The following is a 25,024-nucleotide window of genomic DNA, read 5'->3' as shown; positions in this document are numbered from 1 at the left end:
ATTGTCTCAAATTTCGGCGTTGGCGGGAATTTCGGATTGACGAACCCCACTTTTTGAGACAATTTGAAACGTTCGTTCGACTCTACTGGCTATGCTCGATTCTCAACTTCGCGGCTTAATCGTCTCCTGCCAAGCCCCCGCCGACTCTCCCCTTCACGACGCCGAGGTTATCGCGGCGATGGCGCAAGCCTCGGTTTTACGGGGGGCGGTGGCGGTTCGCATCGACTCCCCAGACCATATCCGAGCCGTGCGCGATCGACTTCCCGAGACACCGATAATTGGCTTGTGGAAACAAATACTGCCCGATTCTGAAGTTTACATTACGCCACAGTTTCACCACGCCCGAGCCGTTGCCGAAGCGGGGGCGGATATCATCGCCCTCGATGCCACGTTGCGCCCGCGTCCGCAGGGGGAACGGTTTGCGGACATCGCCCAACGGGTACGGGAAGAGTTGGGCAAATCGGTGATGGCGGATATCGATTCGATCGATGCTGCCTTTGTCGCGGCGAATGCGGGCGTCGATCTTATCGGTACGACGCTATACGGTTATACGCCTGAGACGCAACACCTGACGCCTCCCGGCTTCGAGTTGTTGGGGGAAATGCGAAAACGTCTCGATGGGTTTCTCGTCTGTGAAGGGGGGATTGCTTCGCCGGAAATGGCTCGAGAGGCGATCGAACTCGGTGCCGATGCGGTGGTGGTGGGTACGGCGATTACGGGGATCGATATCCTGGTCGATCGCTATCGTACTTCGGTAGACGCGGTGCAGCGATCGGATTCAATCCACTGAATGATTAAAACAGGAAACTCAAGCCGTCAAATCCTTCAAGGCTGAGATGTTCCCAGAGAATTTTCGTGCCGATTCCCATTAAAATCAAACCGCCGATAATCTCAACTTTGGTTTGGAACCAATCGCCGAAATAGTGACCGAGGTAAACCCCAAGAAAGCACAAGCCAAAGGTGACGCTGCCCACAATGGAAACGGCCATCGCAATGGGCATTTTTAACACCGAAAATCCCAATCCTGCGGCTAAAGCGTCGAGGCTGGTGGCCACGGAGAGAACTAGCAGCGTCTCGATTTTGAGAGGATTAAAGGGTTTTTCCTCGTCGGAGTCGTTCCAGGCTTCGTAAATGGTGCGTCCGCCGAGAAATGCCAACAGCCCGAAAACAATCCAATGGTCGATGCTGGCGATCGCCTCGCGAAATCCTAAGCCCATCCCCCAACCCAGTAAGGGCATAAAGGCTTGAAATCCACCGAAAAATAAGGCAATCTTAACCGCTTTATTCAGTTTGATGTGGCGAATGGCTAAGCCGCTGGTGAGAGAGACGGCGAAGGCATCGGCAGCCAGTCCGATCGCAATCAAGCTGATGGTAGTCAGTTCTAAGCTTAAAAGGGTCGGTTCCATTATTTTTCTTGCGTTTTGGATAGGCTCTACTATCTTTACTTTATCAAAGTATTGATGTTTTTTTTAAATTTCAATATTCTCTCATTTTTGACTCATACTTGTTTCATAAAGAGACAATTAATTGCTAAATCTAAATATTTTAGGTACTTCTAAGATTACAGTTTTATTTGTGAATGTGAATACAAAATCAGGGGATGAGTAGAAGAGCGGCCGCTCGCCTCAAACTCCGAAGACCCATATTTCATTTAAGAAAATCCTGTGAATCGCCTAGAGCTTCCAACAAATGAAAAACTTCGCCAAAATATCGCTCGATATTCAAGCAATTCCCGAAATAGCTCAATTGAAAAGCTGGGCGAGGCTTCGCCATCTAGATCCCCGGCATCTTGGAGATGCCGGGGATCTCAATTTCACTTTTTAGTTCGATCGCTTTAAAAATCAAGGATCTCCCTCAAAGATATCGAGCAAAAAAGTATGTTATATAAAACTCATAAAATCCCCAAACGGCCTTAAGTTTCACCTGTATTATTTTTGGATCTACTATGTCTCGATCGCAACCTTACCAACCCTCCCTCCTGCGTCTCCTCCACGGACTCACCGCCCTCGTCATCTTGCTGGCATTACTGAGTGCCGCATGGGTGTACCTCACTTACGACGGACGGTTAATCCAACTCTCTATCCCGAGAATTCCCGACATCATCGGCATTCACGGCACCTTCGGGGTGGGATTGTTACTGCTGTTGCCGCTGTTTGCCCTGTACAGCTTCCATTTAGGGCAAAACCGCTTAATCAGTTCCAACACCCTGCGCCAACTGCCCCAACTGCCTCGTCCCGCCGGACGCTACGCCCTGCATCGCCTCATCAACACCGTTATGCTAATAGCAGCCACCTTTGCCCTCATCACCGGGCGCATGATGAAAGAAGAATGGCTGCCCGAAGGACGGTTAACCGAAACCTGGTATACGCTACATTTATGGGCTTGGGTGGTGATGGCGATGGCCGTGGTGGTTCACCTAACCGCCGCATCCTGGGCGGGAGGCGTCGCCTTGTTGCGATCGATGCTGACGGCGCAAACTCGCGAGAACGACAGACCTCGCCAGTGGTGGCAACAAATCCAGTCCATTTGGAAACCGTGACATCCTCCCGACGCTGACCCTACGGGTACAGCGCGGGCTTCCCAAGATCGCTCTTGGGTATTCCTGCCCCACGCCACTTATCTAGGTCATAGACCCCCGACAGACCGACGCTCGACTCGAATGATGCCGAACTCGGTTCGGCATCCGCTCGCTCGACTTGACAGGCTGTTTCCGTTCCCCAGAGTCCCTGGGCTACTACGTTCTCTAGTCCACGATGCAAAACCATCTCTGCGGCTGCATGGTCACGATGCGTTCGATAACCGCATTCAGGACAGTGATGCTCTCTGACTTCCAGCCCTTTACTCACCGTAGCCAGACAGGATGGGCAGGTTTGACTGGTGCCGTTGGGGTTGACTTTAGCAAAGTACACCCCACGTTTCCAGCAAACCCATTCCGTCAGAGACAGAAATTGTCCGAATGCGGCATCAACACAATCTTTCCGCAGCATCCCTCGTGTCAACCCTTTGACATTGAGATCTTCTGCAAAGATGGTTGGCGCTTGGTCGCACAGTTTATGCGCCGTCTTCAGATGGAAATCTTTACGACGGTTGGCAATGCGATGGTGCATTCTGGCAACTTCAATTTGTGCTTTCTCCCAGTTTCGAGAACCCTTCTGTTTTCGTGCCGCTCTGCGTTGCAGCAACTCGCGCGTTCACGCTTCGCCGTGCGACGGCGCGGGGTCGCTCGTCAATTTCAGCTTGCGTTGCATCGACTTGAAAAACTTGGGTCGCTCTTGGAAGCTGCCATCCGAAGCGGTCAAGAATCGCTCCAATCCAAGGTCAATTCCAATCGCACGACCATGAACCGGGGCATCGGGAACCGATACATCCGACTCAATAGTGACAACCACGTACCATTGCGTACCCCGCACCTTAGACAGAACCCTCACCTGCTTGACCTTGAATCCGTCAGGAATGGGGCGATGCAAGTTAATCGGCACTTTACCTATCTTTGGCAATTCGATCGTGAAGCCATCAACAGGGTTGTCTTTGAACTGGGGGAACACAAAGGACTTGAACTGACCAAACTTTTTGAAGCGAGGGAAGCCGTGCCCCCGTTTCTGAAAAGCTTTCCAAGTATCGTGCAGCCTACGAATCGTCGTTTGCAAAACCTGAGAATGCACCTTACCCAAATGCGGGAATCGCTTCTTAGCTTTGGGCAGGTTGTTTTGCTGACGATGATAAGACGGAAATGGCTCATCAGCGGGAATGATGTATTCCTTCTCCAACGAGCATCTGTCTACCCAACACTTACGCGACGCAATCCAGTCCTTGAGTTCGCGCAAAGCGTAGTTGTACACGCCTCTGCACGTCTCAAGCCAATCCAGCAGTTCAGTCTGCTGTACAGCATCTGGATAGATCCGGTAGGTGTAGTTCAGGGTCAGCATGGAGTTATGCTACCACAAGCTATATCCAATGGTAAATGTTTGTCTCATCCCCATCGAGGGGAATCGACTTCTCAAGGGGAGTCCATGTATCCCGACGCTCACCTTTCAGGTAGAGCGCGGGACTTATAGCTCCGGTGAACCCCTCATTAGTTAATTCCTTGACGTTCTACCCATGTCCAAGTCACGCTCGAACCTCCTCAATCTCGCCGAAATTCTCGTCTTTGGCGGGATTCTCTTCGCCCTCATCGCCCCGCTCTTTTCCTCAGAGTCGGAGTCGTCGGAAACCTCCTCGGCGGCGTTCCCTTTTCTGGAAAAACACGAAAAACACGAAAACCTCCATATCCTGCAAAACCCCCAAGGTTTCGATCGCTTTGAACGCAAGCTATGACTGAAAATCTGGAACTGCGCCAGAAACCCTCTTTTCTTTCTAACTTTTCGTCTAATCTCCTCCCCGTTCTCACCCTGGCGATCGCCCTCATCGCCGTTTCCTGTGCGGCGATTTTCATTCGCTTAGCGGAACGGGAAATCGGTCCCAACGCCACGATTTTCAACCGCCTCCTCATCGCCACGGTGGTGTTTGGGATTCTCGACACCCTACGACAGTGGCGAAATGACGATTTCCCCCTCACGCCCCCCAACACCCCTTACACCGCCTCCGATATCCTGCGGTTGGTGGGCGTGGCTGCGGTCGCCTCAACTTCCGTGGCGTTGTGGGCTTGGTCCTTGACTCAAACCAGCGTCGCCAACTCCACCGTGTTACGGAACCTGACGCCGATTTTTACCAGTTTGGGCGGGTGGTGGCTACTGGGACAACAGTTCGATCGCCGGTTCGTTATTGGTACCGTTGTCGCCGTAGCCGGGGCGATGTTTATCGGCTTCGACGATTTACAAATTTCCGCCGAACACCTCCTCGGAGACGGAATCGCCCTCGTCTCGGCGATGCTATACGGGGCGAACTTGCTGCTGGTGGAAAGTTTGCGAAGTAAGTTTCCGGCGACGACGATTCTCCTGTGGCGGTGTAGCGTGGGGGCGATGCTGGTGTTTCCCGTGGCTTGGCTGGCGGAGGATCGCCTGTTTCCCCAAACCTGGGCAGGGTGGTTCGCCGTTGCAGCTTTAGCGGTTATCTGTCAGGCTTTAGGGCAAGGATTGCTGGTTTACAGCCTCAAACAGTTTTCTTCGGGATTCGTGGCGATTTTGCTGTTACTCGAACCGATTTTAACGGCGGTTTTCGCTTGGGCAATTTTTGGAGAAGTGTTGAATTGGACTAACTGGATCGCCTTTTTTGTTGTATTAGTCGGAATCTACCTCGCTCGATCGAGCCATGCTCAGTGAGGTTGAGGTGATGGGATGAGGGGATAATTGACAATTTCTCCCCCTTTCCCCATCTCTCCCTTTCCCCATCTCTCCCTTTCCGAAAGACGCTTAGAATGTCTATGACCCTTGATTTAACGGAACAACACTTGACGTATTCGTTCGATCGCTTTCCAGAATATCTCGATCGCCTGCGATCGAAACTGCGAATTGCGGTGATTCACGGCGGCGATAAGGATCGCGACGGGGCGGTAATTTACAAAACCCACAATCCGCGATCGACCAAAACTTACGAAAGAGTCGCTCGCGATATTGCCGATGCCTTGAAAAACCTGGGGTTCGAGTACGTTAGCATCATGGCGGACGATATGACGCTCCCCCAACGGCTCAAAGACGAGGGCATTCATCTAGCGTGGCTCAATACCGGAGGCGTCCAGGGTTACGATCCGGTGTGTCACACGCCGGCCATGTTAGAAATGTTAGGGGTGCCTTACGTGGGACACAATCCTCTCAACAGTTCCACCCTCGACAACAAGCACGTTTTCAAGCGGGAACTTCAGGCGTTCGGGATACGGACGGCTCCGTTTATGACCTGGCATCCCGCCCAAGGCATTCTCAATCCCTATACGAACCCTCGGTTTCTAACCACTTTCGGACATTATCAGGGAGCGTTCGTCGTCAAACCGGTGTCGGGGCGGGCGTCGTTAAATATTTCTGTGGTGGACGACGTGGCGGATTTGCCGGATGCGGTGGCGGAAATTCATCGCGTGACGCGCAATACGGCTTCGATCGAAACCTATTTATCGGGACGGGAGTTTTGCGTCTCGGTGTGCGGCTACGTCACTTGCCAGAATGGAAAATTACAAAAAAATCCAGAACCGTTTGCGTTTTCGACCATAGAAAGGGTGTTAGAACCCGAAGAACGTATTTTTACGTCAATGGATCGAAAAGCAATTACAGAAAATCGCATGAGATTGCTCGGCGACGAAGATATTGATATTTCTCGCGCTTTAATTTCTCTCGCCAAACAGGTTTATTGGGACTTCAATTTAAATGCGTTGGTGCGGATCGATTTACGCACGGACGAGGCGGGTAAACTTTACGTCCTCGAAGCCAATCCCAAACCCGACCTCAAACGCCCGACGGGAACGGAAACCAGTTTGGTGGTGCGTGGATTGCAAGAACACGGGATGGGGTACGAAGATTTTATATTAAGTTTGTTGGTCGATCGCCTCGACTATTTATTGACTTATCACGCTCCTATTGTTCGACATATTACCGCGCTAATCGCTTAATTTTTTTAACAAATAATTAAGCGATTGTTACGGAAGAGATGGAAGCTCGAGGCGCGATTTGTCCGTTTTGCCCGGTGGGGACGGAGCCGCTGAGAGAGATTTGACACTCCCACGAATAGCAACTGTAAATTTACCGTATATTTACGGAGAAGGCGTGAGGCGGTTAGTGGTTTAATCGTAAACATAACAATTCTGAGAATCTTGTAAACTTTTTTAAAAAAACAAGTACAAACACCGATCTCGCCTCTCGATGAGGTTGGCTAGATTGGACGTAGCGTTAACTCAAAGGGAAAATCAGGGGTTGGTGGAATGACTCAAGCTCAAGCATTACAGCTCGCGAAACGGGGAAACCCCACGGCGATCGCGACGCTTATGAACCACCAACTCCAGTGGCAACATATTCAAGTGGCCGCCAGTCGTCAGGGATGCTGTTTGTATGTAGAACTCGAGGCGAAAGGCAGTCTTCCCGATCGAAACAGCCTGGTTCAATGGGTACGAAGCGGACTGGTGAACTTGAACCCGCGATCGATTTCACAAGTGCGCGTGTTGGGAAAACAACAGGGTTCGATCGATCCTCTGTGGGAAGAAGCCTTTGAGTTTCCTCTCGTTCAAAGCCATACCCATACTCTCGCCGCCATCGAAACTCGCATGAAAACCCTGGTGTCTTCGAGCTTATGGGAAGAAGCGAAAAGAGGAAATCCCGAAGCGATCGCACAACTGTTAGAGGTGGCGGTGTGGCAAAACGAGCTTCACGTGGCCACGATCGTCGAAAAACATCAACTTCAAGTCGTCCTCGAAGCCGAGGCGTTACCGGACGAAGTCATGGCGGTGACGGCGATCGTGAAAATGTTGCGGAATTTAGATATCCCTTGGTTAACCTCGGCGGTGGTATTCGGGAAGTCGCGGCGAAACTCGGCGGCGATGTGGAAGCGAGTTCTCGATCGAGAACTCGATCCGCAAGTGACCCTCAAAAATTCCATCGCCTCGATCGTCAACTTTTACGAAAGTTCCGTCAATCCCCAAATTCGACGGTAACGGAACTGGGTGAAATCCCTGAACTTTTCTAACGTTCCGGACGATCGCCACTTGTTCGAGAAACATGAAACAATCCGATCGATCGACAGGAAAACCATGACAGGTCACGTTCCTCCAGGGGTAGGATATCCCGGCGATCGCGCCCCAAACCCTCCCGTCACACCCGACTCCTTCGAGGTTCTCCTCGAACAGATCGAAGCCGAACTGCTGCGCTCCCGCGTCTATCAAGAAGCCCTCAACAGCTTGAAAGAAATGTTCGGCGATGCGGCTTACGCTGCCCAAATGATGGTACACGCCGTCAGTCGCGAAGCTCTTATTCTCGCCCTCAAACGAGTGTCCCAACAACACCAACCCGCAGGCTCTCGACCCAAACAAAACTCACCCTCCCCGAGAGCCGTATATCTTTACCGCGTCGGACGCTACTATCGCAGCCAACGTTGCCAACAGGGGTTTTCTCTGGCACAAATTCACCATCTCACCCATATTCCCCTTTCCCATCTCCACGCTTTGGAATCGGGACATATCTCTCGCTTTCCTCAAAGTTCCAGCTATCTCTACGGAACGATTCGACTGTGGGGAAACGCCCTCGGTCTAGACGGACACCGCATCGCCACCGCTATTCCACCGTCCAACTCGAAACCCGTTCCGCCCCCCCCACCCCCGAAACCCCTCTCGGTGTCTCGTCCGCCCAAAGTCGAGCTTCCGCCTCCGCCCAAACCTAAAGCGATCGCTCGCTCTCACCCCGACTGGCTGCGTTACGTAGCTTACGGAACGCCCCTCGTGGCCACGGTGGGGGTTTCTCTGTGGATGTCTCACCTCTCACCGAACGGCGAAGCGGAAGAGCGATCGCCAGTTCCCTTAACCACACAAGAACCGCTCTCGGTTCCCTCCGTCAACGTCAACGATCGCCCCGGTACCCAATCTTGGGAAATTTCCCCACCGGAGGAGATGCACCAACGGCGGGATTAGAGGGGGAGAGGGGGAGAAATTGTCAATTCTCCCCCTCTAATCCCCTCATCCCCTCATTCCCTCATCTCTTCATCCCATCACTGCTTTACAGCTTCCACGAGGCGGGAGTAATAAAAGCGGGTACTGGTCATGTCAGTGCGTTCGATGGAAAAGCCGTTTTTCTCGAAAATGGCGATGATGTCTTTTTCCCGGTGTTGGTACGCCCGCGTGGTTTTACTGGGTCCGGGGAACAGTTCGCCGATTTTTTTGAGAACCGTTAACAAGCAGGTTTTCGGGGCGAAACTTAAAATAACCCGCGATTCGGCCAACGAGCAAAGGTGCGAGATCATCTCGTCCATTTTGTCGTCCGGGTAGTGAATCAAAACGTCCAAACAAATGACGGTGTGATAACTTCCCGTGAGGCTTTCGAGATCGCGGGCTTCGAGGGTCAGGCGACTCGTGTCTTCGAGTTCGGCGGACGCCCGCTCTTTGGCTTCTTCCACCATTTTCTCGGAAAGGTCGCTTCCGTACACTGTCGCACCGGATTTGGCGAGGGGAACGCTCAAACTTCCTACACCACACCCCGCATCGCAAACCGTTAGCTCGGAGAGGTTTCCGTCGTCGTTGAGCCAGCTTAACACCTTTTCGATGGTTTGCTGGTGCCCTTGACGGATATCGAGCTGAACTTTGTTCACCTCGCCATTACCATAAATTCGCTGCCAGCGATCGAATCCCGTAGAGTTGAAATATTCTTTAACAATCGTTTTGTCGTCGATGGTGTTCATGACCTACCCGCGCGTGAAAAGTCGTTTGTGAAGCTACAAATTAATACGGTATCCTAATTTTCAAGTCTTTTGCCGTCGATCGCCCTGGGACATGGTTGCTAACGCCTCGCCTGCTTTCGCCTCGCCCACTCAAGCCCGCAAAGCCGATCACCTGCGGATTTGCTTAGAGGAGGACGTTCGCTTTCGCGAAACGACCAACGGCTTGGAACGCTATCGCTTCACGCACTGCTGTCTCCCCGAACTGGATTTCGACGACATCGATTTGACGACTTCCTTTCTCGGTAAATCCCTCGGGGCGCCACTGTTGATTTCTTCGATGACTGGGGGGACGGACAGGGCGAAAACTATTAATTACCGCCTCGCGGAAGTGGCGCAACATTACCGCCTCGCGATGGGGGTGGGATCTCAACGGGTGGCGGTGGAAAATCCGGAGGTGACGGACACTTTTGCGGTGCGATCGGTGGCTCCCGATATTCTGTTGTTTGCCAATATTGGCGCGGTTCAACTTAATTACGATTACGGACTTGAGGAATGTCGGCGAGCGATCGAATCTATTGAAGCGGACGCCCTGATCCTTCACCTCAACCCCCTTCAGGAGTGCGTTCAAAGTCGCGGCGATACGAATTTTCGCGGAATTATTGACAAAATCAATGATTTATGCTACAAGCTTCCCGTTCCAGTGATTGCTAAGGAGGTGGGAAACGGCATTTCGGCGAAGATGGCGAAACGGCTGATGGAAGCGGGGGTGAGTGCCATCGATGTGGCGGGCGCTGGCGGGACTTCTTGGGCGAAAGTGGAGGCGAAACGGGCGCAAGATGTCAAACAGCGTCGTTTGGGGACGCTTTTCGCCGATTGGGGCATTCCGACGGCGGAGTGTATCGTGGGGGTGCGATCGATCGATTCGGAGATTCCCCTTATCGCCTCGGGAGGATTGCGAAACGGCTTAGATGCGGCGAAAGCCCTGGCGTTGGGGGCGAATTTGGCGGGATTGGCGACGCCGTTTCTCAAGGCGGCGTCGGAGTCGACGGACACCCTTCACGAATTGGTCGATCTCTTGCAAAGCGAACTGGCGACGGTGTTGTTTTGTACCGGAAACGGATCGATCGCCGCCTTGCAAGGGTCGGACGCTTTAGCGAAGACGGATTTTTAAGGAATTTTTCAGAGAATTGGGCGAGAAAACGGGATTTTCGGAAGCTCCACGCTTCGCATCGATCGAGCGGACGGATTACATTAAAAACATCGACGGAAAACAGAGACGCGGCGTGAGGCGAAACAACCTACTTCGCCTCCTCTTTTCGGTTGAATGCAACACGCGACTGTCTTCACGTTTTACGGTAAAACGCGCACCTTACGAACGAAATAACTATGCGGGATTTTATAAAAAACATATTCGCCACGATTGTGGGCTTGATTCTCTTTTCCGTCATCGGATTGGGGGGGTTGATTTTCTTAGTCATCACCGCTGCGTTGCGGGATACGGGAGTCGCCCAAGTGGAAGAGGAGTCGATGTTGGTTCTGGATTTGGCGGTAAACATCGAGGATACCGAACCCGCCTCGACGACGGGAGAAGCCCTACAGCGGGCGTTGGAAGATGAAGACGCCCGTACTCTTCCCCTGCGAGATGTGGTCAACGCCATCGACGCCGCGGCTGAAGACCAGAACATTGTAGGGCTGTTTGTTCGAGGAACGCCGGGAACGATGGAAACGGGATACGCGAATTTAATAGAAGTTCGCGCCGCCCTCGATCGCTTCCGCGAAAGCGGAAAACCCATTATCGCCCACGATCGCGATTGGACGGAACGGGAATATTACTTGGCTTCGACGGCGAACGAACTCTCGATCGATCCCCTCGGGGTCATGATTCTCAACGGCTTGAGTGCGGAAACGACGTTTCTAGAGGGGGCGTTTGAAAAATACGGAATCGGCGTTCAGGTGGTGCGCGTGGGCGAGTACAAGTCCGCTGTCGAACCCTTCATCCGCAGCAACTACAGCAACGAAAACCGCCAACAACTGCAAGCCTTCCTCACAGATATTTGGAACGAATTCGCTGATACCGTCAGCCAGCGGCGAGAACTGACCGCCCAGCAAGTTCGCACCCTCGCCAGCGCCAAAGGACTGCTACAAGCTGACGAAGCCGTCGGATATAAAGTGGTCGATCGCACCGCTTACGACGATGAAATTATCGCGCGACTCAAAGAACTCACCAACGTCACCGAGGCGGACGAATCCTTCCGCAGCGTCAGTTTGGGTCGCTATATCGAAAGTACTAACCCCAACAGAAACGGGGACATCGTCGCCAACAGCGATCGAGAAATTGCGGTGATCTACGCCGAAGGCGCCATCGTGGAAGGGGAAGGGGGCGTCCGACAAATCGGGGGCGATCGATTCTCGAAAAAACTGCGGGATTTGCGCCTCGACGAGGACGTGAAAGCGGTGGTGTTGCGCGTTAACAGTCCCGGTGGAAGCGCCATCGCCTCGGAAGCCATCAAACGAGAGGTGGAACTGATTCGCCAGGAAAAACCCATCGTCGTGTCGATGGGGAACGTGGCCGCCTCGGGCGGCTACTGGATTTCGATGGCCGCTAACGAAATCATCGCCCAACCCAACACCATCACGGGATCGATCGGCGTGTTTGGCGTGTTTTTCAACGTCCAAGAAATCGGGAACGAAAACGGGATTACCTGGGACGTGGTGAAAACCTCCAACTTCGCCGATTTCGAGACCGCCTCTCGTCCCAAAACCGAGGAAGAACTGGCCCTGTTTCAAACCTTCGTCGATACGGTATACCAACGGTTTATCCGCGAGGTGTCCACCTGGCGAGAGTTACCCGTCGATACCGTCCGCAACATCGCCCAAGGGCGCGTGTGGTCGGGACTCGACGCGGAAGAACGGGGGTTAGTAGACCGTCTCGGCGGCCTGGAAACGGCGATTCAACGGGCGGCGGAACTGGCGGAACTGGGGGAAGACTGGACGGTTCAGGAATATCCTCGGGTCAAGAGTTTTGAGGAACAACTTCTCGAAGACCTGTTCGGCGTTCCGGAGGAGTCGGCGTTACCGGAACCCCTCGATGAGGTGTGGAACGACCTACAAACGACTCTGGAAGACCTCAGTTCTTATAACGACAGTCGGGGAACTTATATGAGACTGCCATTTTCGATCGAGGTCGAATAAACTGGCGCTATGAGTTTGCGTCAAAAAACCCTTCTGCTGATTGGGCTTATCCTTGCGGGATCGATCGCCGTGTTGTCCTCGAGTCTCGCGGCGATTTTGTTGCGGAGTTTCGGCGAACTTGAAGTCAAATACACCGAACGCAATGTAGAACGGGCGCGATCGGCGTTAGCAGAGGAAATCGACGCCCTCGATCGCACCGCCCTCGACTGGTCGGCGTGGGATGATACCTACGAGTATATGGAAACGGAAGACGAGGAGTATCGCGCCCAAAACCTTATCGACCAAACCTTTGTTAACCTCGAACTCAACCTGTTTCTCTTACTCGATCGCGACGCCAACCCCATTTTCGCCGGAGGCTACGATTTCCACGAGAAACAAGCCGCCCCGATTCCCGAAAACCTCTTAAACCGGCTATTTTTCAAAAACGTTTTTAACTCCGGCCTCGATTTCGAGAAACCCACAAAAGGCTTACTCTTACTCTCGGAAGGGATTCTCGCCATCGCCGCCCGCCCCATCCTCCCCAGCGACGAAACCGGCCCGACGCGGGGTATTCTCCTGATGGGACAGTATTGGGACAGCGATCGCATCGCGGAGTTAGAAGATCGGACGCAACTGGATATTTCCCTTTACCGCCTCGACAGCGACGCAGTTCCGGAAGATGTCCGCCAAATTCGCCAGAAAATCGGGCCGGTCAAACAAAGCAGCGATCGCCGCCAAAACGCCCCCATTTTCACCCAAGTTCTCGACGAAGACACCATCGTCGGTTACACCCTCCTCAAAAACCTCTTCGGAAAACCGATTTTACTGTTGCGCGTCGAACTCCCTCGAGATATCTACCAACAGGGTCAAACCGCCTTACACTACCTCATCGGTTCGGTTCTCGTCGTCGGGTTGCTGCTGACGGGGGCGATTTTGCTGTTACTGGAAAAACTCGTATTGCGGCGTCTGGAGAGTCTCAGCCAGGAAGTGCGCGAAATCGGTACCAGTAGCGACTTGTCCCACCGCGTCCGCGAAACCGGAAACGACGAACTCAGCAGTCTCGCCCACAGCGTCAACGGAATGTTAGAAAATCTCGAAATCGGGGCGAAAGCTTTAGCCGACGAACAAGAACGGGCGGAAAACCTACTGCTGAATATTTTGCCCGAAACCATTGTCGATCGACTCAAACACGATCGCAGTGCGATCGCCGAAAGTTTCGACGAAGTCAGCATTTTATTCGCCGATATCGTCGGCTTTACACCCCTTTCGGCCCAGCTAACCCCCATCGAACTCGTAGACTTACTCAATCTCATGTTTTCCACGTTCGATCGCCTGGCCGAACGCTTCGGACTCGAAAAAATCAAAACCATCGGCGACGCCTACATGGTGGCCTCTGGCTTACCCTTACCCCGTCCGGACCACGCTGAAGCCATCGCCGACATGGCCTTAGAAATGCAAGCCGCCGTCAAACGCTTCCACGACGAAGGCGGTCATACCTTTCAAATTCGCGTCGGCGTCAATACTGGCGTCGTCGTCGCGGGGGTCATCGGCACCAAAAAGTTTATTTACGACCTTTGGGGCGATGCGGTCAACGTCGCCAGTCGCATGGAATCTTCCGGCGAACCGGGACGAATTCAACTGACACAAGCCACTTACGAACTGTTAAAAGACAACTATATTTTTGAAAAACGGGGAACCGTTACAGTCAAAGGAAAAGGCGAAATGTCTACCTATTGGCTGAAAGGAAGAAAAGAGACAAAATCGATAAAAATAACCGCCAGAGATGATTACGCTCAACCTCCAACCCACCCGAATCCTCAATAAGCCAACCTTCGAGTAAATTTGCCGCAAAAATCCCAATTTACGCCTCGAACGAATCCCCCGAAGATAACTCATTTCTTCTCTGTTTCCTCTATGTCTCTGTGGTGAATCAACGCGATAAAGCCGCATTATAAACTGCCTCGTTCGCCTTCACGGACGTCATCAAATCCACCACCGGATTAGGATAATCCACCCCTCGCGAGACGCCGTATCGCTTCAACTCCGACGCCTCCATTCGATAAACCTCGTGAACCTTTTTCCCCGGAACCTTCGCCAATTCCGGAAGCCAGGCGTAATCCCCATTGCGATCGTAATCTTTCGCCTGCTTGGGAATATTAAAATACCGGAATCCCCGCGCGTCGTTTCCCACGCCTGCGGTGTAATTCCAATTTCCCCAATTGCTACAAACATCGTAGTCAATTAACAACGACTCGAACCATTCCGCCCCCATCCGCCAGTCAATTCCTAAATTTTTTGTCAGGAAACTAGCGACGTTTTGACGCCCGCGATTCGACATAAATCCAGTTAGCCGAAGTTCCCTCATGTTCGCATCTACGAGAGGATATCCCGTCTTTCCTTGCGCCCACAACTCGAACCGTTCCCAATCCTGTTTCCAGTCGATATCCAACCCGCGCAAACCGCCGCGATAAAACACGCGATCGCCGTGTTTGGTACAGATAAATCGAAAGTAGTCTCGCCACAACAACTCGAACACCAGCCAATAGGTGGAATCGTTGCGAACCCGTTGGGATTCGTAGGCTTTTACTTGTTCGTAAATGTATCGCGGCGAGAGACAGCCTAACGCCAACCAAGGGGAGAATTTAGAGGAGTAATTCGCCCCTAACATTCCGTTGCGGGTTTGTTTGTAACTTCGCAGGCGATCGAACTCCCAAAAATAGGCTTTCAACCTCGCCATTCCTGCGGTTTCGCCGCCTTTAAACTTCAAAACAGCGCGATCGTCAAATTGTGGCGGTTCGACGCCTAAAGCTTCTAAAGTCGGAATTTCCCCGACTTCTATACCGGGGAGTTGGGGGAGTTGCGTCGGTGTGGTGAAGGTGGCGTCGATGGGGGAGTTTTTCTCGACTTGTTTGCGAAATTGCGTAAAAATTTCGGGAAGATCGGAAATGGAAACGGGAAGGTTGTCGGGATGAAATAACGTCGAACTCCAGAAGGTTTTAACGGTTACGCCCATTGAGTTTAAGCGATGGCTGACGGCGCGATCGATCGTCGTTTCTTCTGAGGTTACTTCTTCTTGAAAAAACACGCCGTCGATGTTGAAGTCTCGTGCCAATTGCGGTAAAATATTTTCAGGCTTTCCGCAACGCACGACGAGATCGCTGCCTCGTTGACGTAAAGAATTTCGCAAGTCGGCAACGCTTTCGCGGAGAAATCGAGCGCGATACGATCCGGTTTTGGGAAAGCCAAAGGCGGTTTTTCCAAACTGACGCGGATCGAAACAGTAAACTGGAATAATTTGCGCTTGAGAGGCGATCGCTTCTTGTAAGTCGGCTCGATCGTGCAGTCGCAAATCGTGACGATGCCACAATAAAATTCGTTTCATGAAATCGACAAAAAACTATTGACAAATCAGATAAAAAATGCTAAAAAAAACGGCTTCAAGGCAAACCTTAAAACCATTGTAAAAACAAATCAAGTTAAGAGAAGTCGGCGCGAGGGCTAATCCTAGAGATGAAGCTTAAAAGGGGAATTCCGGGCCTCGATCTTGCGTCGCGATGGGGGGATCGTTTTCGATCGATCGACTCACGTGCAACTCGTACCCCATCCAGGCCAGCATACTGCCCAAAATCGCCACCGTCACCACCAGGGAACTGGTCAACAACTTCACTTGAGCGTTGAGGCGTTTAATGGTGCGATCGCTGCGTTCGGCTTGCAGAACGTAATCTGGCGGCGGAAGTTCCTCTAATTTCGCCGTTTGAATCGGTTTCGCTTCAGTTTCTTCCGCTGGCTTCTGTCCGTCGAAGACGATCAGCGATCGCAACCAATCCGCAATCAACCAAGGACAGTTAGCCTTAAACCAACGCAATCCAAAAAACAAAAACACCGGCTTCGAGACTTTCGTAACCGGTCGCAATGCGCTTCGCAGCGGACGAAAGCGAATCTTATGATAAAGTAAATTTTCTGACCCCATATTATAGAGACAAGCCAGAACAATTTTCGCCGTCGCCTCCTCTCGCTCGAATAAATGCTCTAGGGTCAAGAGCATATCGTCCATATTTTTTTGTTCGATCGCCTCTCGTCGCGATTCAGGTCTATCAGAACTCGTTTCCATTGCCTAGGTCATCGATTTTCTACTTCCATTAAAGCGAACGAAACGCCAGGAACTTAAATTCCTAACAATCTCGCCGGATTCTGACGCGCCATCACGTCAATCTTCTCAGTAGATATCCCTGAATTCTGTAATTGGCGAACGAAACGAACGTATCCATCCACAGGTGTCGGGTCCTTCGGACGCCCCAAATCCGTACTCAGGATAAAGTGTTCGGCACCGATATCTCGAATCGCCTGCGCCATCTCTTCAACCGAGACGCGATGCCAGCGACGATGAGCCGGATCGACAGCCTCTTCTCCCATTAAAGCATTCACGTAATCCAATTCCAGATATGCCCCCATCTCCGCCAAAGTTTTCATCTCGGACACCGACAAGCCGGGAACGTCCGCCATCGCGTGGGTGATGACGATTTTCTCGATTCCCATTTCCCGACTGCGACGAACCACCGCCAAGACTTCTTCCGGGGAAATATGTCCGGTACCGAGGATTAAATCGCGATCGCGCACCACCTGTAACACCGCTTCCATGTACGGTAACAGCCGATCTCCCGTGGCGACGCGGATTCCCGGCGTCGGTTGTCCGAATTGGCGGCGGTGATAGTCGGCGTCGAGGGTGGGAAGCCAAACCACTTTCCCGCGATGTCCGGCGGTATCCGCCATGACTTCAACGGCTTTCGGGTTGAGTCCGCCGACGGCTTCGTTGAGAACCACGCCGCCGAATACTTCGATGTCGGGATGGAGGTGATGAGAGAGTTCAGCGCGATCGGCGGTGGGTAAAACGTGGTTTTTCAATACCACCGCTTTCATTTTGGCGTTAGCGGCTTGTTCGACTAACTCGAAATCGTCGAGTTTGCGATCGACAATATCCGGTGCAGAATGAACGTGAAATTCGATCGCCCCTTGAAGGGAGGGTTGGGAAATTGCGGCGATGGCGACGGGAAGGGGAAGCGGCGGCGGAAGAAAGAAAGCGTCCATCATCGGAGGTTCGATCGAGTTTTTACGGCAAGAATTCGCTCATTTTAACGAAGTCTTGCCAATTTTTGCGAATCCCAACTCTGTCTTCCCAGATTCGCGGCATCTTAGAAGGCCGGAAATCTCTCTTATTTCCGGTTCGTCTCTTTCGTCTTTTCTAACGCCTGCAATGCCGCTTCCGCCGCCCGTTTTTCTGCTTCCCGCTTGCGCGAACCCGTTCCCCGTCCGTACACCGTTTCGTTAACGACAACTTCCACGGTAAACTGTCGGGCGTGGGGCGGCCCTGACTGCTCCATTAAACGATAGGTTGGAGGCGTTCCAAAGTGGGATAACGTCCATTCTTGAAAGCGATTTTTGGTGTCGGTGAGGCGAGTCCCTTCGAGGAGATCGGCCGTATTAAAGGTTTCAATGGCGCTGTCAAAAAAAGGTTCGACAAATTCCCGAACGCTGTCGATTCCCGCGTCGAGAAAATACGCCCCGACGACGGCTTCAAAAGCATCACTGAGGAGGGAATCGTTTTCGCGGCCGCCGTCTTTTTCCGCGCCTTGTCCGAGTTTGAGGTGGCGGTTGAGTTCCAGTTTCCGCGAGAAAACTGCCAGTTGCGGTTCGTCCACGAGTTTCGATCGCAGTCGTGTCAGATAGGCTTCGCTAAATTCCGTTTTTTTACGATATAAATACGAGGCACTAATAAAGTTTAATACTGAGTCGCCGAGGAATTCCAACCGTTCGTTATGGTCGATTTTTCCCGACGCTTCGTTGGCGTAAGACCGATGGGTTAACGCCAAATCGAGAAGTTTTGGGTTTTGAAAAACGGGGAATTGAGAAAGATGTTCCAATTGAGCGATCGAGCGAGTTTCGTTTGCCAACTGATAGAGTAATTTACTGTAGTTGTGAGAGTCAAAAATCAACAAAGATTGCTTATTTCTGTGTTTTAAAATATGAAGTGGTGCGGTAAAAAAACGGTCGCCTCCGATAACAACAAATAAATCGATCGTACTATTTTTAAAAATCACCTCCGTAATATCAACAATAATTTTGGATTCTAAAGCGTGGGAATTTCCTAAAACCTTACAACCCTCAATTTGATACTGTTTGAGATTTTGTAAATCCGTTGGCGTCCAACTTCCGTAAGCTCGAAAAATATCAATCTTACCTCGCGATCGCAGTTCCCCTAAAATCGCTTCAGCTCGAGCTTCGCTAAATTCAATACTATGACAGTTCCAGTAAATTGCCAGAGATTGCATCATCTTAAAACGCACGAACGAAAGACTTAAAATACAGCTTTACAAGCCTGGAAACGCCCCGCACACGCTACAGATTTAGCGTTGCAAATTAAGCCAACAATTGACCCCGTAACACCGTAACCGCTTGTCCGCCCAACACCACCCGTTCCCCATCGCGACGAACTCGGACGACGCCCCCGCGAGGCGAGGCTTGATATCCCGTCAATTCCATTTTTCCTAACTTTTTACCCCAGTAAGGGGCTAAAGCACAATGCGCCGACCCCGTAACGGGGTCTTCGTCAATTCCCATCGCCGGAGCAAAAAAGCGCGAAACGAAGTCGTAGTCAGAAATCGAGCGATTCGTAACAATCATACCGCTCACAGGAAGTTTAGCGAGTTTAGCAAAATCCGGTTGCAGTTGTCGCAAGTCTTCTTCAGAAGACAGTTCCACCAACAAATATTTCAAAATGTTTTCACCCACGAACTGCGGCCGGACGCCCAACACCTCCACCAGTTGCGACGGCGGTTCGATTTCGACCACGGGACTGGCGGGAAAATCTAACTCAATCCATCCCTGATGCTGTCTGGCGGTTAAGCGGCCGCTGCGGGTGTGGAAGTGAATCCGGTCGTTGGGGGCAGCTTCGCCCAGTTCCCAGAGGGCGTGGGCGCTAGCCAGGGTGGCGTGGCCACACAAGTCCACTTCCACGGTGGGGGTGAACCACCGCAGTCGATAGCCATCCGCTTCCGGGTGGAGAAAAGCGGTTTCGGAGAGGTTCATCTCGGCGGCGACGCGCTGCATCCAGTCCGCCTCGGCGGGTTCTTCGAGGACGCAAACGGCGGCGGGATTTCCGCGATAGGGTTCGTCAGTGAAAGCGTCGATTTGGAGGAGTTGCATCGCCAGTTTGAGAGAAAAACCGAAAGAGAAATCGAGAAGAAAATGGAGAAGTTGCGCTTGAAATTCCCCGCATCTTGGCATGCTGGGAATTTACGATTTTTTACCCCTTGAGGAAGAGCGAGAAAACGTCGGTTTTCAGAGGACTCAACCGCTATCAATCGATAATGGCGTTGAGTAAAACGTCCGACAGGGATTGTCCTTTCATATCTTCTAAGGGGACGGTATCGACGATATCGAATTTCGCCCCGGCTTCGGTGAGGCGATCGTCTAAGGCTTTTAAGTATTCCGTAACTTTGGGATCGGTTCCCACTTGAATAAAAGACAGGGCGAGTTCTTCGTCGCGATCGATCTGTCGTGACGCCTGAATAATGAGTTTGATGACCGTTTTACGGTCGTCGGGTTCGCCATCGGTAATAACCAAAAAGGTTTCGCCGTTGGGTTTAGCTTGTCCGCGTTTTTTGCGATCGAAGTAATTGTTCAGCGCGTCTTCGAGAACGGCAGCCAAATCCGTTTTTCCCACTGGAGTATTTTCAGCAAAAATCCGCTCGACCTTCTCCGTCGTCACGTTATCGTAGCGGCGAAATTTACTGGAAAATAAATAAACAGTAATGCCATCGGGATCGAATTCTTCGCATTTTTTCGCCAAGGCCAGCGCCGAATCTCGCACCGTTTCCCAACGACTTTTGCCCTCAGCTTGGTCTTGTTCGGACATACTGCCGCTGCGGTCGATAATCAACGTATAGTCGCGATTGTCTAACATAAAGCCCCGTCAAACCGAGTTCAGTCGAGAATATCGTAACATTGGAGAAGAGAGACCCTTGGGAATTTCACGATCTCTCTAGGTTCCTTCAGGATTTATAGCGATCGCAATTCCGTTTTCCGACGAAATCTTCTCCCCGCGCGAGAGGTTCGTCCACCGTAGCACTCGAGGGGGAATTTTCAGGACTGCGCGATCGCAAAATCTCTCGAATTGTGGGATTCTGACTCGCCAATCCCTTTTGTGCCATAAAGGCCAAAATCCGCGATCGCGACAAACCCCAGGCGCGACGATGTAAAAAGACGTGGTACAGCGCCAACAGGGGGGCGATGTCCTGCAATTCCACCCAAGCGCCCCCCAAAGCTTGCAAGCGTTCGAGTTCTCGATGCGCTTTCCAACGGCGGGGAATCTCCAGTTCGGGCGATCGCACCAAACAGCCTCGCGTCAAGCCAAAAGTGTCTCGATCGCAGAGTTTCCGCAACCGCGCCCCCACCGTCGCGCCGCGATCGCTTTGCACCACCGCCACGCCGATGGAAACCGGCGTGGCGTCTCGCTGACCTAAGATTTTCAAATCAATGGCGCCGCGATTAGCAGATTTCGGCGTCACCTCCCGTTCCACCCCTTGCAGTTCCACCCCTTCGATCGTCGTACCGATGCAACTTTCCAAAGCGAAGGCTAACGCCTTAGCCACCTGTCGTTCGTTGAGAATTTCCCGGGAGCGATCGAGTTCCAAGGCGCGATCGAACGCCTGCGCCACCCGTTCCGTGGGGTCGTTTTCCACCGGATGGAAATTTTCCCCACACCAGGAAATGACTTCTTCAAAATTGGACTCTTCCCGCGCCAACGCCGTCAACTGCGCCCCGTCAAACGGATACAGCGGTGTCGGCGGCATCAAACCTCGTTCCCCGTAAAACTGTGCCAACCAGGCTTGCACCACTGCCGGAATCATCTTATCGTCCGGTTCCGACAGGCGCACCGGATCGCTGCGATCGCTCACGTGACGAACCATCGACCCCAGCATCGGTTGCACCGTCCGATACCAAGTATCCGGTATCATCACGCTCAACAGTACCGTCCCGTGACAACTCCGCAGCGATCGAACCGTTTGCGACAGGCGCACCATCGCCCCCACCGGCACCCGCAAGTCCCAATGTTCCTCGAGATCGTCGTCCTCTTCCTCCTCGTCCTCGAGATCGTCGAGTCGATCGAACGCCACCACCACCGGGCGCCAATCTCCAAGCAACTGTAAAATTTCCTGAAGTAACTCCCCCGCTTTCGACTCTCGCACCTCCGAAGCGTGACTCGGAAGCCCCAACTCGTCCAGTTTCCACCCCGCCAGCGATCGCCCCCCCAACCACTTACGAGCAAACGGCGCTTGCGAGGGGGACAGCGTCCACAAAATCGCCCGTACGATATCCGGATCGTCAATATCCGGCCGCACCTTAAAAAACGCCTCCGCCACGCGATCGATCCAAACGCGGTTGCGATCGTGGGGTTGCATCTTCAACCGTTTCACCGCCATCTCCGGCGTCATCGTCTTCGCCGTGGCGTCGATACCGCGAAACGCCTGATTGGCCAAAAAACTCGCCAACTCCTGCCACTGCATGAATCCCGTCGCGCCCCGCTGCGTCAAGCCGCGCACCACCGCCGACAGCAACCCCTGACGGATAGCTGTTCCGTCCTGAAACTGTTGGGCGTCTACATAGACGAACGCGCCCCGTTCCGAGGCTTTCAACTGACGCCACACCCGACTGAGGAGATGGGTTTTACCGGTTCCCTCCTCCCCCAAGACCATCAGGGGTTCGATGCGCTTGCCCCTTTCCACCGCCTTCAACGCCGCTGCCAAGGCTTGAGTGGCCTCGCGGTGGACGCTTTCGCAGTCGGGTATCGCACCACTCCAAACCTCGAGTTCGCCGAGTTCGGACAAACCCGAGAAGGGATTGTGGCGTTCGATGGCGCGGTTGAGATCGGCGAGAGTACGGCGATCCAAAATCGGTAACGCTTCCACTAACGACCTATCGACTCGGAATCGACGGGAAAAAACTGCTTCGCCTCGTTACAATAGCGCCACGGAATGCCGTCGGGGTCTTTCGATCGAACCCATTCGACAAAATCCGGTTTGTGCTTGCGTTTGCCGATCGTACTGGGACTGACATCGAGCCGACGAGCCAATTGTGCTTGAATCAGTGGCGCTGGCCAGGTCTCGGTCTCGGGTTCGAGCGCCGCGCGATCGGGCGCACGGGACGCCGGAGCATCGGGATAGAAGCAGTAACGAACGTCTCCTCGATCCGTTATTTCAAATCTAGCATCGAATTCCCGCGCTGTTTCGTCGAGTAGAGGTTTCACCTGGGAGGGGGGAGACTGCACCCGCGCCGCAAACTCTTGCAGAGTAAAGGGTTGGCGGCTTTCGCGAATCTGTCGATACAGCTGCTCTCGCAACGCGGCGGCTTGTTGGTTTCGGCGATGGCGATCGCGCTGCCACAACAGCAACCCTCCCGTTCCCGCGATCGCCGCGAATCCCACCAGGTTCACCGCCAGTAACATCGTCGTCAAGGTATCGAAAAAGGCACGAAAGAAGGCAATGCCCCCTTGTAACATAGCAGGAATGACAAACAAGGCAGCTAAAACCGCCCCAATAACGCGCCAATAGGTTTTCGGGGAAAATTCGACGGGATCGCCGTTGCGAGTCATCAGTTTTGGGAGTCTAGGAACAACGTTTCCCAAATTTTGACATACTGGCGAGAGTTGATCGTTTCGCCACCACGCCGACCGCTCCCTTGGGGGCCTCTCCCAGAACCGAACCTAACTTGCCGCCGCCTCCCGGTGGGAATTTGCTATAACGATCGATAAGAGGCTTTTTTCTCCACTCTTCTCCCTACGTTATGGCTCCCAATCCCCAGATTATCGATGCAGTTGAAAAACTGAACTACCGCGCCACCGTTGGCGACGTCGCCAGTCAAGCCGGACTCAAAGTCAACTTCGCCCAACAGGGACTCCTCGCCCTCGCCTCGGACGTGGGGGGACACCTGCAAGTGGCCGAAACCGGGGATATCGTTTATCAGTTTCCCAAAAATCTTCGCACCGTTCTCCGCAACAAGTTTTTTCGCCTGCGCCTCAAAGCCTGGTGGGATAAAGTCTGGCGCGTCTTGTTTTATTTAATTCGCATTTCCTTCGGGACGCTGCTGATTTTGTCGATCGTCTTAATTTTCGTGACGATCGCTGTCATTCTCTTCGCCGCCAGTTCCAGTCGCGACGGTGACGGCGGCGGCGGCGGAAGTAGCGATCGCGGCGGCGGTGGCGGGTTCTTCTTCCTACCGCGATTTTGGATATGGGATTGGTTCTGGTTTTACGATCCCGCCGCTTACAGCAGTTCTCGCAGTCGGATGCGGCGCAGCCAAGCCTCGACCAACCCAGAGAACGAGTCGGAACTCAACTTCCTCGAAGCCGTCTTTTCGTTCCTTTTCGGCGACGGAAACCCCAACGCCGATTTAGAAGAGCGTCGCTGGCAGGATATCGCCACGGTGATTCGCAACCATCAAGGCGTCGTCGTCGCCGAACAGATTGCCCCCTATCTGGACGATTTGGGGAGTCAGTTCGATCGCGAAACCGAAGACTATATGCTTCCGGTGTTGGCGAAGTTCGACGGCTACCCAGAAGTCAGCCCCGAAGGACAGTTGGTGTATCGCTTCCCAGAACTGCAAGTTACGGCGCAACAGCGATCGCGCCAATCTGTCGAACCGTACTTACAAGAGCGTCCCTGGAAATTCAGCCGCGCCAGTTCCGGTCAAATCTTACTTTCGACGGGACTCGGCGCCCTCAACATCATCGGTGCCTTGATGTTAGGCTCCTTGTTACAGGATCGCGCCTTGGTGGCAGAACTCGGCGGACTCGTGGCCTTCGTGGCGTCGATTTACGGCATTTTATTAGCCTACGGAACAGCGTTTTTAGCGGTTCCTTTAATTCGCTATTTCTGGATTCAATGGCGCAACGGCCGCATCGCCGGACGCAACGAAGACCGAAAAGCGCGAGCCTTAGCCTACGAACAGGCGAAATCCCAACTGCAACCGAAGCTAGACTACGCCCGTCAGTTCGCCGCAGAAACGGCAATTTCTGGGGAAGATTTAGCCTATACGACCGAGAAAGATTTGCTCGAGCAAGAGTTCGAGCAGTCGGATAAAATCGACGAGGAATGGCGCAGGCGCCTAGAATCAGGGTCTTAGTGAATTGAGAATCGATCCGCCCTAATTCTTCCGATCCATTTGACAGGGAAGGGAGCAAAGCCCACGTCTTTTAAGCGTGGGACGAACGCGTTGAAGCTTTTAAGCTTCGAGGCTACAATTCTACTTATTGAGGCACAGGTAGCCAACCTCAGCAAAAACCTGGCATCGAAAGATGAGAACCTTGAAAACTGAAGTTATGGGGTTCCATGCGGAAAATAGCTCGCGTGGGTAAAAGCTTCAAGCGTCAAGTCTGGAGACTCAGGATTTGGCGCTCCACTGTACGGTAGATGCGAACACGCCAGCCCGATCTCGACCTCTGTTAGGCAGGCAAGAGCTTGCCGGTTGACGTTCTCCCCCGCCTGAAGGCAGGGGGATTCCTGGTTCGTCGATCCACCTT

At 52.8% G+C, this 25,024-nt stretch carries 21 protein-coding genes and 1 pseudogene; 11 read left to right on the top strand and 11 right to left on the bottom strand.

The window, feature by feature from the left end; all coding sequences use genetic code 11:
* Positions 1-91: 91 nt before the first annotated feature.
* Positions 92-790, top strand: a complete 699-nt coding sequence (locus ACP5D4_RS03675) for an N-acetylmannosamine-6-phosphate 2-epimerase (RefSeq protein ID WP_428010274.1) — start codon at positions 92-94, stop codon at positions 788-790.
* A gap of 4 nt (positions 791-794) precedes the next feature.
* Here the strand turns inward: ACP5D4_RS03675 and ACP5D4_RS03670 are convergent, their stop codons facing one another.
* Positions 795-1,406, bottom strand: coding sequence for a manganese efflux pump MntP family protein (locus ACP5D4_RS03670; RefSeq protein WP_428010273.1), 612 nt, complete (start codon positions 1,404-1,406; stop codon positions 795-797).
* A 539-nt stretch (positions 1,407-1,945) separates the two neighbouring features.
* Here ACP5D4_RS03670 and ACP5D4_RS03665 point away from each other — a divergent pair.
* On the top strand, positions 1,946-2,539 hold the full coding sequence (locus tag ACP5D4_RS03665; RefSeq protein WP_428010272.1) for a cytochrome b/b6 domain-containing protein: 594 nt from the start codon (positions 1,946-1,948) through the stop codon (positions 2,537-2,539).
* Positions 2,540-2,558: 19 nt separating this feature from the next.
* Here ACP5D4_RS03665 and ACP5D4_RS03660 read toward each other — a convergent pair.
* Positions 2,559-3,926 (bottom strand): annotated as a pseudogene (locus ACP5D4_RS03660) (RNA-guided endonuclease InsQ/TnpB family protein).
* A gap of 172 nt (positions 3,927-4,098) precedes the next feature.
* Between ACP5D4_RS03660 and ACP5D4_RS03655 the strand changes: the two are divergent.
* The 5 genes from ACP5D4_RS03655 (at position 4,099) to ACP5D4_RS03635 (ending at position 8,536) form a co-directional block, all read left to right on the top strand.
* Entirely contained in the window at positions 4,099-4,314 is a 216-nt protein-coding gene (locus ACP5D4_RS03655) for a hypothetical protein (RefSeq protein WP_428010271.1), read from the top strand.
* A complete protein-coding gene (locus tag ACP5D4_RS03650; protein ID WP_428010270.1) occupies positions 4,311-5,258 on the top strand; it encodes a DMT family transporter in 948 nt (315 codons plus the stop codon). The genes ACP5D4_RS03655 and ACP5D4_RS03650 overlap by 4 nt, the downstream gene beginning before the upstream one ends.
* Before the next feature lie 95 nt (positions 5,259-5,353).
* The gene (locus ACP5D4_RS03645; protein ID WP_428010269.1) at positions 5,354-6,532 is read left to right on the top strand and encodes a D-alanine--D-alanine ligase family protein; all 1,179 of its coding nucleotides are present in this window, start codon (positions 5,354-5,356) and stop codon (positions 6,530-6,532) included.
* Between the two features lie 309 nt (positions 6,533-6,841).
* Positions 6,842-7,567, top strand: coding sequence for a hypothetical protein (locus tag ACP5D4_RS03640; protein ID WP_428010268.1), 726 nt, complete (start codon positions 6,842-6,844; stop codon positions 7,565-7,567).
* 96 nt (positions 7,568-7,663) lie between these two features.
* Positions 7,664-8,536 (top strand): helix-turn-helix domain-containing protein, encoded by an 873-nt coding sequence (locus ACP5D4_RS03635; protein WP_428010267.1) that lies wholly within the window; start codon positions 7,664-7,666, stop codon positions 8,534-8,536.
* 77 nt (positions 8,537-8,613) lie between these two features.
* Here ACP5D4_RS03635 and bchM read toward each other — a convergent pair whose 3' ends face one another.
* The gene (bchM, locus tag ACP5D4_RS03630; protein WP_428010266.1) at positions 8,614-9,300 is read right to left on the bottom strand and encodes a magnesium protoporphyrin IX methyltransferase; all 687 of its coding nucleotides are present in this window, start codon (positions 9,298-9,300) and stop codon (positions 8,614-8,616) included.
* A 91-nt stretch (positions 9,301-9,391) separates the two neighbouring features.
* Between bchM and fni the strand changes: the two genes are divergently transcribed.
* From fni to ACP5D4_RS03615, 3 genes are all read left to right on the top strand, one after another.
* Positions 9,392-10,450 carry a type 2 isopentenyl-diphosphate Delta-isomerase gene (gene fni / locus ACP5D4_RS03625; RefSeq protein ID WP_428010265.1) on the top strand — a complete coding sequence of 353 codons (1,059 nt, stop codon included), beginning with the start codon at positions 9,392-9,394 and terminating at the stop codon, positions 10,448-10,450.
* A gap of 215 nt (positions 10,451-10,665) precedes the next feature.
* Complete coding sequence (sppA, locus tag ACP5D4_RS03620; RefSeq protein WP_428010264.1) at positions 10,666-12,471, top strand: signal peptide peptidase SppA; 1,806 nt, start codon at positions 10,666-10,668, stop codon at positions 12,469-12,471.
* 9 nt (positions 12,472-12,480) lie between these two features.
* Positions 12,481-14,274, top strand: coding sequence for an adenylate/guanylate cyclase domain-containing protein (locus tag ACP5D4_RS03615; protein WP_428010263.1), 1,794 nt, complete (start codon positions 12,481-12,483; stop codon positions 14,272-14,274).
* Positions 14,275-14,380: 106 nt separating this feature from the next.
* Here the strand turns inward: ACP5D4_RS03615 and ACP5D4_RS03610 are convergent, their stop codons facing one another.
* From ACP5D4_RS03610 to ACP5D4_RS03575, 8 genes are all read right to left on the bottom strand, one after another.
* A complete protein-coding gene (locus tag ACP5D4_RS03610) occupies positions 14,381-15,832 on the bottom strand; it encodes a DASH family cryptochrome (protein WP_428010262.1) in 1,452 nt (483 codons plus the stop codon).
* A 135-nt stretch (positions 15,833-15,967) separates the two neighbouring features.
* Positions 15,968-16,504 (bottom strand): hypothetical protein, encoded by a 537-nt coding sequence (locus ACP5D4_RS03605; RefSeq protein WP_428010261.1) that lies wholly within the window; start codon positions 16,502-16,504, stop codon positions 15,968-15,970.
* A 110-nt stretch (positions 16,505-16,614) separates the two neighbouring features.
* Positions 16,615-17,538: a DUF6282 family protein gene (locus tag ACP5D4_RS03600; RefSeq protein WP_428010260.1), complete on the bottom strand. Its 924-nt coding sequence runs from the start codon at positions 17,536-17,538 to the stop codon at positions 16,615-16,617.
* A 122-nt stretch (positions 17,539-17,660) separates the two neighbouring features.
* Positions 17,661-18,779: a ribonuclease III gene (gene rnc, locus ACP5D4_RS03595; RefSeq protein WP_428010259.1), complete on the bottom strand. Its 1,119-nt coding sequence runs from the start codon at positions 18,777-18,779 to the stop codon at positions 17,661-17,663.
* A gap of 85 nt (positions 18,780-18,864) precedes the next feature.
* Entirely contained in the window at positions 18,865-19,650 is a 786-nt protein-coding gene (locus tag ACP5D4_RS03590) for a PhzF family phenazine biosynthesis protein (protein ID WP_428010258.1), read from the bottom strand.
* Positions 19,651-19,804: 154 nt separating this feature from the next.
* On the bottom strand, positions 19,805-20,410 hold the full coding sequence (locus ACP5D4_RS03585) for a vWA domain-containing protein (RefSeq protein ID WP_428010257.1): 606 nt from the start codon (positions 20,408-20,410) through the stop codon (positions 19,805-19,807).
* A gap of 88 nt (positions 20,411-20,498) precedes the next feature.
* Positions 20,499-22,415 carry an AAA family ATPase gene (locus ACP5D4_RS03580; RefSeq protein WP_428010256.1) on the bottom strand — a complete coding sequence of 639 codons (1,917 nt, stop codon included), beginning with the start codon at positions 22,413-22,415 and terminating at the stop codon, positions 20,499-20,501.
* Complete coding sequence (locus ACP5D4_RS03575; protein WP_428010255.1) at positions 22,415-23,098, bottom strand: hypothetical protein; 684 nt, start codon at positions 23,096-23,098, stop codon at positions 22,415-22,417. The genes ACP5D4_RS03580 and ACP5D4_RS03575 overlap by 1 nt, the downstream gene beginning before the upstream one ends.
* A 191-nt stretch (positions 23,099-23,289) precedes the next feature.
* Between ACP5D4_RS03575 and ACP5D4_RS03570 the strand changes: the two genes are divergently transcribed.
* Positions 23,290-24,627: a hypothetical protein gene (locus tag ACP5D4_RS03570; RefSeq protein WP_428010254.1), complete on the top strand. Its 1,338-nt coding sequence runs from the start codon at positions 23,290-23,292 to the stop codon at positions 24,625-24,627.
* Positions 24,628-25,024 lie beyond the last annotated feature (397 nt).

This window comes from Baaleninema sp. (assembly GCF_049974805.1).
Taxonomy (GTDB): Bacteria; Cyanobacteriota; Cyanobacteriia; order Cyanobacteriales; family Geitlerinemataceae; genus Baaleninema.
The sequence above is the reverse complement of the archived record's forward strand: the minus strand, read 5'-3'. Positions and strand labels throughout refer to the sequence as shown.